Here is a 14,233-nt window from a genome sequence, read left to right as displayed (position 1 = left end):
GGACAAGGGCCACCCCGTGCCGGGTGGCCCTGGACAGCCCGGGGAAATCCGTAACATCCGCGTTGCACGCACGGGCTCTTGAAAGCCGTATGATCGCCCCAACGCCGACGCCCCTAATCCCCCTTCGCACAGGGCCGTTTGGTGTCCCTTCCTCCCTCCTGCCCGGGCACGGGCCGCTGAGCCCTGCCCGAAAACCCTGAAAGGCGGCCTGCATGCCCTCTCGCGTACGCGTCTGGCTCAACCGCACGTACGCGGAGAACGTGTTCTTCATGGATCAGCTGCGGAGAAATCCCAGCGACCGGGCGGTCGAGATCCATGCCACGCACGGGGACGCCGACTCCCCCGTGCTGGCCGCCGCCGACACCGCCGACCTGGAGCCGGAGGGCCTGTCCCCGGCCGCCTACGTCGAATACGCCCTGGACCAGTGCGCACGGCGCGGCATCGACGTGTTCGTGCCCCGGCTGCACCAGAGGGCGATCGTCGCGCACCGCGTCGACTTCCGGGCCGTGGGTACGGCGCTGCTGGCGCCGACGCGCGAGGCGGTGGCCGTGTTCGAGGACAAGGCGACCGCGTACGAGGCGGTCCGCTCGGTCGGTGTGCCGGTGCCGCCGTGGTGGCGGGTGCGCACGGCGGACGAACTCGTCGCCGCCGTCGAGGAGTTGGAGGCCGCCGGGCACCGAGCCTGCTTCAAGCCGGCCGCCGGTGCGGGCGGGGTGGGCTTCCGTGTGATCACCCGCGCCCCCTTCTCGCTCCTGCACCTCAGCGGCTTCCCCGGCCCGTACGTCCAGCTGGATCTGGTCGTCGAGGCGCTGAGGCAGGCCGAGGAGCCGGTGGACTGGCTGGTGATGCCGCGCCTGGAGCAGCCGGAGGTGTCCGTCGACTGCCTGACCGGTCCGGACAACCGCCTCCGGCTGGCCGTGGGCCGGACCAAGAACGGCCGCCGTCGGGGCTTCACGCTGCACGAGCAGTGGCTGGAGCCGGCCCGGCTGATCGCGGAGGGCTTCGGGCTGCACCACCTGTCCAACATCCAGTTCCGGATGCTCGGCGACCGCCCGGTGCTCATGGACGTCAACACGAGGCCCGCCGGGGGCCTGCACCAGCTGTCGCTCTGCGGGGTGAACGCGCCGTGGGCCGCGGTGCAGTTGGCGCTGGGCGAGGACCCGGGGGTGATCGAGCCGCCGTTCCTGGGGCAGGACTACACGGTGGTGTCGGGGCCGCGTCCGTTGCGGGCGGTGTCCCTGCCGCAGCAACGCGTCGAGGAGGCAGAGGTTCTGCTGCCGGCGGTGCCCGCGCCCGCTGCCGCGGTCACCACGGAGGCGGGCGCCGCCGCCATCGCCCCCGCATAGTCTCGACAGCCACACCGGTCTGGACCAATCTCGGCGCATCCTCTTGACACCTCGATTGGTCCATACCAACTTGGTGGGCGCATTCCCGCACTCCCCCTGCACTCCCGAACACCCCATTCCCCACAGGGAGATCGCGTGCGCCACACACCCGGGCGTCACAGACGCCGGCTCCTCGCTCTGCTCGGCACCGCCGCCCTCGCGCTCGGCGGGGCCATCGCGCTGCCGGGCACCGCCCAGGCGGCCAACATCCTCACCAACCCCGGCTTCGAATCGGGCAGTCTCTCCCCCTGGACCTGCACCGGCAACCTCGGTTCGGTCGTCTCCTCCCCCGTGCACGGCGGCTCCAAGGCTCTGCAGGGCGCCGTGACGTCGAGCGACAATGCGCAGTGCAGCCAGACGGTCGCGGTCCAGCCGAACACGACGTACTCGCTGAGCGGCTGGGTCCGCGGCAGTTACGTCTATCTCGGCGTCAACGGCGGCGCCTCCACCTGGACGACGTCCCCCTCGGCCTACAGCCAGCTCAGCGTCTCCTTCACCACCGGCGCCTCGCAGACCAGCGCCACCATCTATGTGCACGGCTGGTACGCGCAGGGCTCCTACGACGCCGACGACATCAGCCTGGACGGCCCGGGCGGCGGAGGCGGCGGGGACACCCAGGCGCCGACCGCGCCCGGCGGGCTCACCTCCACCGGCAAGACCTCCTCCAGCGTGTCGCTCCAGTGGAACGCCGCCTCGGACAACGTGGGCGTGACGGCGTACGACATCTACAGCGGCACCAGCCAGGTCCTCAGCGTCTCCGGTACGTCCGCCACGGTCAGCGGACTGTCACCGAGCACGGCGTACACCTTCACGGTCAAGGCACGGGACGCGGCCGGGAACACCTCCGCGGCATCCAACTCCGTCTCCGTCACCACGGACGCGGGCAGCGGCGGCGGCACCGGCTTCAAACAGGCCGCGCCGTACCTGTACGAGGGCTGGGGCGACCCGCCGAGCCCGAGCACGGTGATGAGCGCGACCGGCATCAAGTGGTTCACGATGGCGTTCGTGCTGGACTCCGGCGGCTGCACCCCCGCCTGGGACGGCAGTCGGGCGCTGACCGGCGGGGTCGACCAGAGTGCCATCAACCAGATCCGTTCGGCGGGCGGTGACATCGTCCCGTCGTTCGGCGGCTGGCAGGGCAGCAAGCTCGGCGCCAACTGCTCCTCGTCGAGCGCGCTGGCCGGGGCCCTGCAGAGGGTGATCGACGCCTACTCGCTCAAGGCGATCGACATGGACATCGAGAACACGGACGAGTTCGAGAACGAGGCCGTGCAGGCGAAGATCCTCACCGCCCTGAAGACGGTCAAGGCCAACAACCCCGGCCTGAAGACCATCGTCACCTTCGGGACGTCCACCACCGGTCCGACGTACTACGGCAACCGGCTCATCGAGCAGGCGCAGTCGCTCGGCGCGAACATCGACGTCTTCACGATCATGCCGTTCGACTTCGGCGGCGGCTCGGACATGTACGGCAACACGGTGAACGCGGCCGAGGGCCTGAAGAACAAGCTGAAGTCCACCTTCGGCTGGGACGACGCGACCGCCTACTCCCACATCGGCATCTCCGGCATGAACGGCCTGTCCGACCAGCAGGAGAACACCACCCCGGCGATCTGGACCCAGATCCGCGACTGGGCGAACGCGCACCACATCGCCCGGCTCGCCTACTGGGCCGTCAACCGCGACCGGCCGTGCCCCGGCGGCGGCGTGGTGAGCAACTGCTCCGGCATCAGCCAGAGCACCTGGCAGTTCACCTCGATCACGGCCGGCTTCACCGGCTGAGCGAGGCACCGGCGCGACCGGAATCCCCCGGCTTCAGGGCCGGGGGATTCTTTTTCCGCCCGGGGTGTATCAGCGGGCGACCTGGCCGCTCTTCATATCAGGAACACGGAAAACGGGGGAAGCACGACGGGGGACGCACCAACGGGGGAAGCACCGACGGGGGAACGGGGGATCGGGTCGGCCGGCCGCGGTCACGGGGAGCGACCGGCCGACCCGATGCACACCTGCCTCGGCGGGAGCGGGTCCGGCGGCGTCAGAAACGGCCCGCGCCCCGGTACAGCTCGAGTTCACCGTCCAGTTCCACCGCGAGCACCGTGGCGTGCGGGTCGAGGTCGGCCGCGGCGGGCGGCTCGATCCACAGCACCCCGGGCGTCTCGTGCAGACCGCCGGTGACCCGGTGGGCCAGTTCCCTGCCACTGCCGAGCACGGTGACCCGGCGCACCTTCCCGAGCAGCCCGCGTACGTTGATCTCGGCGCGCGGCACGTCGAACAGGACCAGGTACAGGGTGCGGCGGTCCGCGGACAGGGTGCTGGGGCCGTAGTGGTGCCCGGCAGGCAGCCCCCGCACGGTCCCGTACACGGCCTGAGCGTGCCTGCGGATCCAGTCGCCGAGCCCTTCGAGGCGCTCGGCCTGCTCGGCCGGGATGGTCCCGTCCTCCCTCGGGCCGACGTCGAGCAGCAGGTTGCCCCCGCCGCCGATGGTCTCCGTGAAGTACCGGATCAGCTGGTCGACCGACTTGTGGTTGTGGTCGTGGTGCTGGAAGCCCCAGGAGTCGTTGACCGTCAGGCACAGCTCCCAGGGGCCCTCGGGCGGTACGACGGGAGTGCCCTGCTCGGGCGTCGCGTAGTCGCCCTCGCCGAGCATGCGGGCGTTGAAGACGACATCGGGCGCGTACGAGCGGATCAGCGCGGCGAGTTCGCGGATGCGCCACTGCTCCTCGCTGCGGTCCCACTCGCCGTCGAACCACATCAGGTCGGGCCGGTAGCGGGAGGCCAGCTCCCGGATCTGGCCGTCCCGGTAGGCGAGGAACCGTTCCCAGGCGTCCAGGTCCTCGAACTCGGCCGCGACCTCGGAGTACCGGTTGTCCTCCTGCTCCGGCGGCCGCCCCGGCCGGCGTGTGGAGGCGTAGTCGGGGTGGCTCCAGTCGGAGTGCGAGTAGTAGAAGCCGACCTTGAGGCCCTGTTCGCGCAGGGCGGCGGCGTACGGGCCGAGGAAGTCGCGGCCCAGGCCGAGGTCGCCGTGCGCGGTGTCCCACAGGGCGACGCCGTCGTGGTGCCGGCTGGTCAGGACGGCGTACCGGGCGCCCGCGCGGGCGAACAGGGCCGCCCACTCACGGGGGTCGTAGCGCGCGGCCGTGAAGCGGTCCAGCTGGGACATGTACCGGTCGTAGGGCACGACGTCGTCGTAGAACGACCAGGACTCCTGGACGCCGTCGACGGCGTAGATGCCCCAGTGGACGAAGATCCCCAACTTGGCGTCGGTGAACCAGGGTTGCATGGTCATGGGTCAGTCCACCTCGGCGCGCCGCAGCCGCAGGGTCAGGATCTGGAAGGGCCGGAGCGCGACGCGGACCCCGCCGTCGGCCTGCACGGCCGCATCCTCGAGCGGCCGCTCCAGCAGGTCGGTGACCTGGCCGCCGGCGAGCGGGAACCCGGTGCGCAGAACACCGCTCGCCCGGCCGCCCCGGGACTCGTACAGCCGTACGACGACATCACCCGAGCGGTCGTCGGCGAGCTTGACCGCCTCGACGGTCACGCCCTCGCCGTCCACCGAGACCACCGGCTCCGGCTCGCCCGCCGCCTCGGCCACCCGCAGCGGGAGGTTCAGCGCGTAGCCCTCGGCGACCGCGTCCGCGAGGTCCGCGCCGGGCAGGAGGGAGTAGGTGAAGCGGTGCCGGCCCTGGTCGGCGCCCGGGTCCGGGACGCGGGGGGCGCGCACCAGGCTGAGGCCGACCGTGGTGGTCGTACCGCCGTCCTCACGGACCGTGCGGGAGACGTCGTGCCCGTACGTCGAGTCGTTGACGACCGCGACGCCGTAGCCGGGTTCGCCGATGTGCACCCAGCGGTGACCGGAGACCTCGAAGCGGGCCGCCTCCCAGCTGGTGTTGGTGTGGGTGGGGCGCTGTACGTGCCCGAACTGGATCTCGGCCGAGGAGTGCGGGGCGCGGATGTCCACCGGGAAGACGGCCTTGAGGATCTTCTCGGCCTCGTGCCAGTCGAGGTCCGTCTCGATGTCGATGCGGGGGCTGCCCGCGCGGACGGTGATCGTCTGGATGATCCGCGAGCCCTTGCCGAAGGCGCGCGTGACACGGATCGCGCCGACGAGCGGGTCGTCTTCGACGACGGTGACGGACTCGGCGTCCAGGAGGTCCGTGTACCGGTTCCTGTAGTGCTTGTCGATGTCCCAGGCGTCCCAGTAGTTGGGGAGGTCCGTGTGCAGGCGCAGCAGGTTGCCGGGCTCGGCCAGGACTTCGCGGTTCGCCCGTAGATCGTATACAGACGACAGTGTGCCGTCTTCTGCCACCTGTACACGCACCAGGCCGTTGTCCAGCACCCGCCCGTCGACCGTCACCGGCTGCGGCGGCTCGGCGGACGCCAGCGGCGCGCTCCCGCCCGCGGGCACCTCCACGTAGACCGGTGCACCCTCGGGCGTGCGGACCACCTCGGCGCGGCCGTAGGGACTCGTGTTGAACACCCGCGCCCCGCCGGCACCGAGCGCGGCCACCGCGTCGGCGGTCAGCTCCTCCAACTCGCCCGCCACGCGGGCGTATTCGGCCTCCGCCTCGCGATGCACCCAGGCGATCGACGAGCCGGGCAGGATGTCGTGGAACTGGTGCAGCAGCACCGTCTTCCACAGGCGGTCGAGCTTCTCGTACGGGTAGGTGTAGCCCGGCGCGTGCAGCGCGGCCGTCGTCGCCCACAACTCGGCCTCGCGCAGCCGGTGTTCGCTGCGCCGGTTGCCCTGCTTGGTGCGAGCCTGGGAGGTGTAGGTGGCGCGGTGCAGCTCCAGGTACAGCTCGCCGACCCAGACCGGGGCGTCCGGGTACTCGGCGCGGGCCTTGGCGAAGAACGCGTCGGGGTGTTCGATCTCGACCTTCGGGGAACCCTCCAGGTCCCTGAGGCGCCGGGCCCTCTCCATGATCTCGCGGGTGGGTCCGCCACCGCCGTCGCCCCAGCCGAAGGGGGCGAGGGAACGCGCGGCGCCGCCCTTCTCCCGGTAGTTGCGCACCGCGCGGGACATCTCCTCGCCGCTGAAGCGGGCGTTGTAGGTGTCGACCGGCGGGAAGTGGGTGAAGATGCGGGTGCCGTCGATGCCCTCCCACCAGAAGGTGTGGTGGGGGAACCTGTTGGTCTGGTTCCAGGAGATCTTCTGGGTGAGGAACCACTCGTTGCCTGCGAGCCTGGCGAGCTGCGGGTAGGCGGCGGTGTAGCCGAAGGAGTCCGGCAGCCACATGCCCTTGGTCTCGATGCCGAAGTGCTCGATGAAGAACCGCTTGCCGTGGATCAGCTGGCGGGCGATCGCCTCGCCGCCGGGCAGGTTGCCGTCGGCCTCCACCCACATGCCGCCCACAGGCACCCACTGGCCCCTCTTCACCGACTCCCGGATGCGGGCCCACACGTGCGGGTGGTTGTCGCGCACCCACTCGTACTGCTGGGCCTGGGAGCAGGCGAAGACGAACTCCTCGTACTCGTCGGCCAGAGAGGTCACGTTCGAGAAGGTGCGGGCCGTCTTGCGCTTGGTCTCGCGGATCGGCCACAGCCAGGCCGAGTCGATGTGCGCGTGGCCGACGCCGGAGATGCGGTGCGCGCTCGCGTGCGCGGGCCTGGCGAGCACCGGCTTCAGCGCCTCGCGCACGGCGGCCGCCGAGCCGGAGATGTCGTCCAGGTCGAGGAGGTCCATGGCCCGGTCGAGGGCGTGCATGATCTCGTGCCGGCGCGGATCGTGCTCGCCCAGCTCCAGCATCAGTTCGCGCAGCACCTGGACGTCGAGGTCGAGGTGCCAGACCTCCTCGTCGAGGACGGCGATGTCGGCACGGCGGAATGTATACAGTGGACGGTCGCCTGCCGTCAGTACATCGCCGAGCGAGGTCGGGCCCGCGAAGTCGTTGGCGAGGATGTCGGGGTTGGAGGCGGCCTCGACCAGGTAGTCGACCGGCTCGCCGCCCGCGGCCGGGTGTGCGATCGGGACGTACTGGTTGAGCGGGTTGACCGCCTTCAGCGGCGTCCCGTCGGTCAGGTGCACCAGCGCCTCGGCCTGGTTGCCGGGCCAGTCGCCCACGAAACCGAGGTCGATGACGGCCTCGACGCGCCTGCCCGCGAACTCGGCGGGCACCTGGCCGCGCATCCTGAACCAGGTCGTGCCCCAGGGCGGCCCCCACGGGGTGCCCGTCGCGAAGGGCTCGTACGGCGCGGCCGCGGCCTCCTCGAAGGAGACCGGCTCGCCCGGGGCCTGCCAGGCCGCCACCTCGAAGGGCACGGTGGACGCGTAGATCGCGGGCCTGATGCGCTGGTGGTGGAGACGCTCGACGCGCTCCTCGATCCGGCGGCGTTCGTCATGCATGGAAGTCTCCAGGGAGCGAAGAGGGAAAGCGCTTACCCAAGATAGGCCAGGCCGGGATGGACCTCGGTGTAGCCCTCGACCAGCCTGCGGGCCACGTTGACGGAGTCGACCAACGGGTGCAGCGCGAAGGCCTTCACGGCCGTCGTGCGCGAACCGGACTCGGCGGCGGCGAGCACCTCGCGCTCGACGGCCTTGACCGCGCACACCAGGCCGGTGGCGTGGCCGGGCAGCGGATCGACGGCGACGGGGTGAGCGCCGTTGGCGTCGACCAGGCAGGGGACCTCGATGACGGCCTCGGAGTCCAGCACGGACAGCGCGCTGCGGTTGCGGACGTTGAGGATCAGAGTGGTGCGTTCGTCCCGGGCGATGGCCCGCATCAGCGCGAGCGCCACCTTCTCGTAGCCGCCGGAGAGGTCGTCGGCGTCGCGGTCGCCGGCGCCGGCCGTCTCCCGGTTCTCGGCCATGTAGGTCGCCTCGCGTTCGGCACGGGTGCGGTCCCAGACGTCGAGCGCGCGGACGCCGTCGCGCCGGGCCTCCTCGTAGAACCGGGCCTGCTGGTCGCGCAGGAAGGCGCCGCGGGTCTTCTCGGCCTCCTGGTAGGCGCGTACGGCCTCGCGGTTGAAGTAGTAGTAGTGCAGGTACTCGTTCGGGACCGCGCCCAGTGACCGGAGCCAGTCGACGCCGAAGAGCTTGCCCTCCTCGAAGGAGCCGAGCAGGTCGGGGTCGGCGAGCAGGCGCGGCAGTTCGTCCCGGCCCGCGATGTGCAGGCCCCGTACCCAGCCGAGGTGGTTGAGGCCGACGTAGTCGATCCACGCCTCGTTCGGGTTCGCGCCGAGCACCCGGGCGATACGGCGGCCGAGGCCGACCGGCGAGTCGCAGATGCCGATGACGCGGTCACCGAGGTGCCGGGACATGGCCTCGGTGACCAGGCCCGCCGGGTTGGTGAAGTTGATGACCCAGGCGTCGGGGGCGAGGCGGGCGACCCGCCGGGCGATGTCGACGGCGACCGGGACCGTCCGCAGACCGTAGGCGATGCCGCCCGCGCCGACGGTCTCCTGGCCGAGGACGCCCTCCGCGAGGGCCACGCGTTCGTCGTTCGCCCTGCCCTCCAGGCCGCCGACGCGGATCGCGGAGAAGACGAAGTCGGCGCCGCGCAGGGCCTCGTCGAGGTCGGTCGTGGCGGTCACGCGGGGGGCGTCGTCCACGGTCGACGCCTGTTCAGCCAGTACACGGGTTACTGCATACAGTCGGCTGTCGTCCAGATCCTGCAGAACGACCTCCGTGACCCGCCCTTCGCCGCGGTCCGTCAGCAGCGCCCCGTACACGAGCGGAACCCGGAATCCGCCGCCGCCCAGAATCGTCAGCTTCACGTCTGCACCTTTCCCGCCAGGACGACCTCGACGCCCGCCTCTTCCAGACAGGCGCGGGTCGCGGGGTCGACCGGCCCGTTCGTCACCACCACGTCCAGGTCCTCGGGGCCGCAGACCCTCGCCATCCCCGTACCCGGGAACTTCGCCGCGTCGGCGAGCAGCACGACCCGGTCGCCGGCCTTGATCATGGCGCGCTTGACCGGCACCTCGACGACCGTCGTGTCCATCACCTGCCCGCCCGGGCGCACGCCGCTGGTCCCGAGGAAGAGCCAGTCGGCGTGCAGCTGGCGGAGGTTGTCCTCGGTGAGGAAGCCGACCAGGGAGCGGTACTCGCGGCGGACCATGCCGCCGAGCAGCACCAGTTCGATGCCCTCGTCGTCGGCCAGTTCCTCGTAGACGACCAGGTTGCTGGTGATCACGGTGAGGCGGCGGCCGTGCAGCTGGCGGGCGAGCCGGTAGGCGGTGGTGCCGATGTCGAGCAGCACCGACTGGCCGTCCTCGACCATCGCCGCCGCGCGTGCCGCTATGGCGTCCTTCTCGGCCACGCGCACCTCGGCGACCTCCGCGAAGGGCTGGTCGCCCTCCTCCGCGACCGCGCCGCCGTGGACCCGGGTGAGCAGGCCGTCCTCCTCGAGTTTGACCAGGTCGCGCCTGATCGTCGCGGGACTCACGCCCAGTTGCCCGGAGAGGTCGGTGACGGCCGCGGGCCCGCCGGAGCGAAGGGCCCGCAGGATGAGTTGATGTCGTCGTTCTGCCAGCACGGCATGAACACTACTCGTCACCTTCAATCAAATCCATGCTCAGTTCTGCTCACCTATTGACCATTCCCGCAAGGCGGCGCACGATTCCGGGCATCGAATTTGAAGAGTTCTGACGAGAGGACGCCGCCGTGGATGACGACCGGCCCGATGTGCTGCTGACCGGGCTGCTCTTCTACGACCTCGTCCTCACGGGCCTGGGCAGGCCGCCCGCACCGGGTGAGGAGATCTGGACCTCGGGCATGGGCTGCGGACCGGGCGGCATCGCCAACCTCGCGGTCGCCGCGGCCCGGTTCGGCCTCGGCACCTCGCTCGCCACCGTCTTCGGCGACGACTTCTACGGCGCCCACTGCCAGGAGGTCCTCGCCGGCCAGGAGGGCGTCGGCCTCGCTCTCTCCCGCCGGGCGGACGGCTGGCCCACCCCGGTCACCGTCTCCCTCGCCCTCCCCCAGGCTCCCGGCTCGGTCGGGGCAGGCGGGACCCCCGGCTCCGACCGCGCCCTGGTCACCCACGGCACCGAGCCGCCGTACTCGCAGGACGTGCTGATGGGCGACCCGCCCCCGGCGCGCACCGCCCTCGTGCACCTGGAGGCGGAGCCCCGCGAGTGGCTCGCCAAGGCCGCCGCGAACGGCACGCACATCTACGCCGACGTCGGCTGGGACCCCACCCGGCAGTGGTCCCGCGGCCTCCTCGACCAGCTCTCCCTGTGCCACGCCTTCCTCCCCAACGAGGCCGAGGCGATGGCCTACACGCGCACCGACAGCGCCCTCGCCGCCCTCGGCACGCTGGCCGAACTGGTCCCGGTGGCCGTCGTGACACGCGGCGGCCACGGGGCGGTCGCCGTCGACCAGACCACCGGTGAGTACGCGGACGTCCCGGCCCTCGACATCGATGTCGTGGACGCGACAGGCGCCGGCGATGTGTTCGGGGCGGGCTTCGTCGCCGCCACGCTCGCGGGCTGGCCGCTCGAAGAACGGCTGCGCTTCGGCGTCCTGGCCGCCGGCCTCTCCGTCCAGCGGCACGGCGGAGCCCTCGCGGCACCCGGCTGGTACGGCGTCGACCGCTGGTGGCACTCGCTGACCGACCCGGACCTCAGGCGTGCCTACGGCTACCTCGCGGACCGTCTCCCGGCGGACCCCGGCCCGCCCGTCAGGTACGCCCCCGTCACTCCCCCCGCACGGCAGCACTGACCCCCCGCACCCCAGCGAAGACCCGAACAGATCCGAAAGGCGGTGGGAGCTGTGCGGCTCTCACGAAGAGGCCTGCTGCGCGCGGGCCTGGCCCCCGCGGCGGCCGCGGCGCTCGGCGGGCTGGCGTCCGGCTGCGCCGTCCCGACCGGCTCCACCGGCCGGAACATGGTCCTGTGGTACTGGGACGGCGGCCTCGGCGACACGGTCCTGAAGAACGCCAGGAACCGCTACGGCAGCTCGGTCGACCTCCAGGCCGTCAAGATCGGCGGCTACTACCGGTCCAAGCTGGTCACCACGATGACCGGCCGCGCCCACATCCCCGACATCGCGGGCCTCAAGGGCGAGGACATGGCGTCCTACCTGCCCAACGCCGGCCAGTTCGTCGACCTGCGCACCCTCGGCGCCGAGAGGTACCGCAGCCGGTACCTGTCGTGGAAGTGGGACCAGGGCATCGCCGACGACGGCACGATGATCGGCTTCCCGATCGACTGCGGCCCGGTCGCCCACTTCTACCAGTACGACGTCTTCCGCAGGGCCGGGCTGCCGTACGAACCCGACGACGTCTCGCGCCAGTTGGACACCTGGGACCGGTTCTTCGCGGCGGGCGAGCAGCTGCGCAGACGGATCCCGGGCACCTGTCTGCTCACCGACGTCAACGCCGTCTTCGAGAACGCGGTGCAGCAGGGCAGCAAGCGGTACGTCGACAAGGACCGCCACTTCATCGGCGACCAGGAACACGTGCGCCACGCCTGGGCGCTGGCCGTGGAGGCGAAACGGCGCGGGATCGTCTCGGACCTCGTCAACGGCACCCCCGACCAGTTCTCCGCCGTCCAGGACGGCAAACTGCCGAGCCAGCTGGGCGCCTCCTGGGCGACCAACGACCTCAAGAGCGGTGTACCGAAGACCGAGGGCCGCTGGCGGGTGGCCCAGATGCCCGTGCGGCCCTCCAACAACGGCGGCTCGTTCCTGTCGATCACCAAGGCGTGCCGCGAGCCCGAGCAGGCCTTCCGGATCATCACCTGGATGCTGAACGCCGCCAACCAGGCCCAGGGCTTCGTCGACGCCGGCCTCTTCCCCTCCACTCCCGCCTCCTACGGCCAGCGGCAACTGCGCGCGCCCGACCCGTTCTTCGGCGGCCAGATCACGATGGACGTCTTCGGGCCGGCCGCGCAGAGGATCGCGGTCGCCTACAACAGCCCGTACGACGTGGCACTCGGGCAGCCCATCAAGGACGAGATCAAGAACGTCGGCGTCCTCGGCAAGGACCCGGACAAGGCCTGGAGCGACGCCATGGGCAAGTGCCGCCGCATCGCGCAGCACCTGGGGGTGAGCCACTGATGGCCACCACGCTGGACACCCCGCCGGCGACCGCGCAACGGTCGGCCGCCGCACGGCGGAGGAAGGGCCTTCGGAAGTACTGGCACCTCTACGCCGCGATCTCCCCCTTCTATCTCCTCTTCCTCGGCTTCGGCCTGATACCCGTCGGCTTCTCGCTCTACGTCTCCCTGCACCGCTGGGACGGCCTCGGTCCGATGGAGTGGGCGGGTCTGTCGCAGTACCGGTATCTGCTGGACGACGGCGACTTCTGGAGCTCGGTCGGGAACACGGTGCTCATCTGGGCGCTGGCCACCTTCCCGATGGTCTTCCTGGCGATGGTGACGGCCGTGATGCTCAACTCGGCGGTCCGCTTCAAGAACGTCTACCGCTTCGCCTACTTCCTGCCGAACGTCACCTCCGTGGTGGCGATCGCGATCGTCTTCGGCTCGGTGTTCTCCACCAACTTCGGGCTGGTGAACGCCTTGTTGCGGGCCATGGGGCTCGACCAGGTGGCGTGGCTGAACACACCGTGGGGCATCAAGGTCGCCGTCGCCACGCTGATGACCTGGCAGTGGACCGGCTACAACGCGATCATCTTCCTCGCGGGACTGCAGACAATATCCGGTGAACTGTATGAAGCAGCCCGTATGGACGGCGCGGGTCCCGTGCAGACCTTCTTCCGGATCACGTTGCCGATGATGCGGCCGGTGCTGCTGTTCGTGCTGGTCGTCTCGACGGTCACCGGTCTGCAGTCCTTCTCCGAGCCGCAGGTGCTGCTGCAGACGACCGCCAACGACTCGACGTTCTCGGGCGGCCCGGACCACGCCGGCCGGACCATGGTCCTCTACTTCTTCCAGCAGACCTTCGACAACAACGACTTCGGCTACGGCGCCTCCGTGGCCTGGGGGATCTTCCTCGTCGTCGTCCTCTTCTCGATCATCAACTGGCGTCTGCTGCAGCGCCGGGGCGAAGAATAGGCAGGCCGGTCACCATGGCATCCATCAAGGGAACCCGCGGCAGGGGCATCGCCCTGCACGCCGTCCTGGTCATCGGGCTGCTGCTCTCGGCCTTCCCGTTCTACTGGGCCGTGATCATGTCGACGCACACGTCGTCGGAGATCTTCTCGTATCCGCCGAAGCTGCTGCCGGGCTCGCACTTCCTGCAGAACGTCCGCCATCTGCTCGACAGCGTCGACTTCTTCGGCTCGATGCTGAACTCGCTGCTGGTGGCGGGATCGGTGACGGTGCTGGTGCTGTTCTTCGACTCGCTCGCCGCGTTCGTCTTCGCCAAGTTCGACTTCCCTGGCAGGCGGCCGCTGTTCGGGCTGCTGATGCTCATCTTCATGGTGCCGGCGCAGCTTGCCGCCGTCCCACAGTTCGTGATCATGGCGAAGCTGGGCTGGATCGGCTCGATGACCTCGCTGATCGTGCCGGCGGCGGCCAACGCGTTCGGTATCTTCTGGATGCGCCAGTACATGAAGGGCGCGATCCACGACGAGCTGCTGGACGCCTCCCGCATCGACGGCGCCGACTTCCTGCGCCAGTTCTGGCACGTGGCTCTCCCGGTGGTCCGCCCGGGCCTGGCCTTCCTGGGCATCTTCACCTTCATGGGCCAGTGGAACGACTACGCCTGGCCCCTGATCGCCCTCACCGACCCGGACAACGTCACCCTCCAGGTGGCCCTCTCCCAGCTGAACGGCACCCACGGCACCACCGACTACGGCATGGTGATGACCGGCGCCCTGCTCGCCCTGATCCCGCTGCTGATCGTGTTCGCGATCGGCGCCCGGCAGATCATCGGCGACCTCGCCAAGGGCGCCATCCGCTGATGGACCGGCCGCTGGACCCGCTGCCGGCACCGCGCCCCTGCA

10 protein-coding genes are annotated in these 14,233 nt (G+C 70.5%); 6 read left to right on the top strand and 4 right to left on the bottom strand.

The annotated features are described in order from the left end of the window. Nucleotides 1-212 precede the first annotated feature (212 nt). Complete coding sequence (locus ABZ471_RS11930) at nt 213-1,346, top strand: ATP-grasp domain-containing protein (RefSeq protein WP_359065141.1); 1,134 nt, start codon at nt 213-215, stop codon at nt 1,344-1,346. A gap of 135 nt (nt 1,347-1,481) precedes the next feature. Continuing rightward, entirely contained in the window at nt 1,482-3,167 is a 1,686-nt protein-coding gene (locus ABZ471_RS11925; RefSeq protein ID WP_359065139.1) for a carbohydrate binding domain-containing protein, read from the top strand. Between the two features lie 253 nt (nt 3,168-3,420). On the opposite strand, the gene ABZ471_RS11920 is transcribed toward ABZ471_RS11925, so the two are convergent. From ABZ471_RS11920 to ABZ471_RS11905, 4 genes are read right to left on the bottom strand one after another with little or no spacing between them, the layout of a single operon-like run. Beyond that, the gene (locus ABZ471_RS11920; protein WP_359065137.1) at nt 3,421-4,671 is read right to left on the bottom strand and encodes an alpha-L-fucosidase; all 1,251 of its coding nucleotides are present in this window, start codon (nt 4,669-4,671) and stop codon (nt 3,421-3,423) included. A 3-nt stretch (nt 4,672-4,674) separates the two neighbouring features. Further along, on the bottom strand, nt 4,675-7,728 hold the full coding sequence (locus ABZ471_RS11915) for a glycoside hydrolase family 38 C-terminal domain-containing protein (RefSeq protein WP_359065135.1): 3,054 nt from the start codon (nt 7,726-7,728) through the stop codon (nt 4,675-4,677). A gap of 32 nt (nt 7,729-7,760) precedes the next feature. Then, nucleotides 7,761-9,098 carry a 6-phospho-beta-glucosidase gene (locus tag ABZ471_RS11910; RefSeq protein ID WP_359065133.1) on the bottom strand — a complete coding sequence of 446 codons (1,338 nt, stop codon included), beginning with the start codon at nt 9,096-9,098 and terminating at the stop codon, nt 7,761-7,763. Then, nucleotides 9,095-9,859 (bottom strand): DeoR/GlpR family DNA-binding transcription regulator, encoded by a 765-nt coding sequence (locus ABZ471_RS11905; protein WP_359065131.1) that lies wholly within the window; start codon nt 9,857-9,859, stop codon nt 9,095-9,097. Before ABZ471_RS11905 ends, ABZ471_RS11910 begins: the two co-directional genes overlap by 4 nt. Before the next feature lie 128 nt (nt 9,860-9,987). Here ABZ471_RS11905 and ABZ471_RS11900 point away from each other — a divergent pair, with 128 nt between their 5' ends. Genes ABZ471_RS11900 through ABZ471_RS11885 form a run of 4 tightly spaced genes read left to right on the top strand, consistent with a single transcriptional unit; the run spans nt 9,988 to nt 14,191 of the window. Next, on the top strand, nt 9,988-11,046 hold the full coding sequence (locus ABZ471_RS11900) for a carbohydrate kinase family protein (RefSeq protein WP_359065129.1): 1,059 nt from the start codon (nt 9,988-9,990) through the stop codon (nt 11,044-11,046). A gap of 51 nt (nt 11,047-11,097) precedes the next feature. Beyond that, nucleotides 11,098-12,384 carry an extracellular solute-binding protein gene (locus ABZ471_RS11895; RefSeq protein WP_359065126.1) on the top strand — a complete coding sequence of 429 codons (1,287 nt, stop codon included), beginning with the start codon at nt 11,098-11,100 and terminating at the stop codon, nt 12,382-12,384. After that, nucleotides 12,384-13,340 carry a sugar ABC transporter permease gene (locus ABZ471_RS11890; protein WP_359065124.1) on the top strand — a complete coding sequence of 319 codons (957 nt, stop codon included), beginning with the start codon at nt 12,384-12,386 and terminating at the stop codon, nt 13,338-13,340. Before ABZ471_RS11895 ends, ABZ471_RS11890 begins: the two co-directional genes overlap by 1 nt. Nucleotides 13,341-13,354: 14 nt before the next feature. Further along, complete coding sequence (locus ABZ471_RS11885) at nt 13,355-14,191, top strand: carbohydrate ABC transporter permease (RefSeq protein WP_359065122.1); 837 nt, start codon at nt 13,355-13,357, stop codon at nt 14,189-14,191. The last annotated feature ends 42 nt before the right edge of the window (nt 14,192-14,233 follow it).

This window comes from Streptomyces sp. NPDC005728 (assembly GCF_040630895.1).
Classification (GTDB): domain Bacteria; phylum Actinomycetota; class Actinomycetes; order Streptomycetales; family Streptomycetaceae; genus Streptomyces.
The sequence above is the reverse complement of the archived record's forward strand: the minus strand, read 5'-3'. Positions and strand labels throughout refer to the sequence as shown.

What these genes read in the sequence shown, in the direction of transcription:
- ABZ471_RS11890 (WP_359065124.1), top strand. Translation starts at nt 12,384, where the DNA reads ATGGCCACCACGCTGGACACCCCGCCGGCGACCGCGCAACGGTCGGCC.
- ABZ471_RS11915 (WP_359065135.1), bottom strand. Translation starts at nt 7,728, where the DNA reads ATGCATGACGAACGCCGCCGGATCGAGGAGCGCGTCGAGCGTCTCCAC.
- ABZ471_RS11930 (WP_359065141.1), top strand. Translation starts at nt 213, where the DNA reads ATGCCCTCTCGCGTACGCGTCTGGCTCAACCGCACGTACGCGGAGAAC.
- ABZ471_RS11920 (WP_359065137.1), bottom strand. Translation starts at nt 4,671, where the DNA reads ATGACCATGCAACCCTGGTTCACCGACGCCAAGTTGGGGATCTTCGTC.
- ABZ471_RS11885 (WP_359065122.1), top strand. Translation starts at nt 13,355, where the DNA reads ATGGCATCCATCAAGGGAACCCGCGGCAGGGGCATCGCCCTGCACGCC.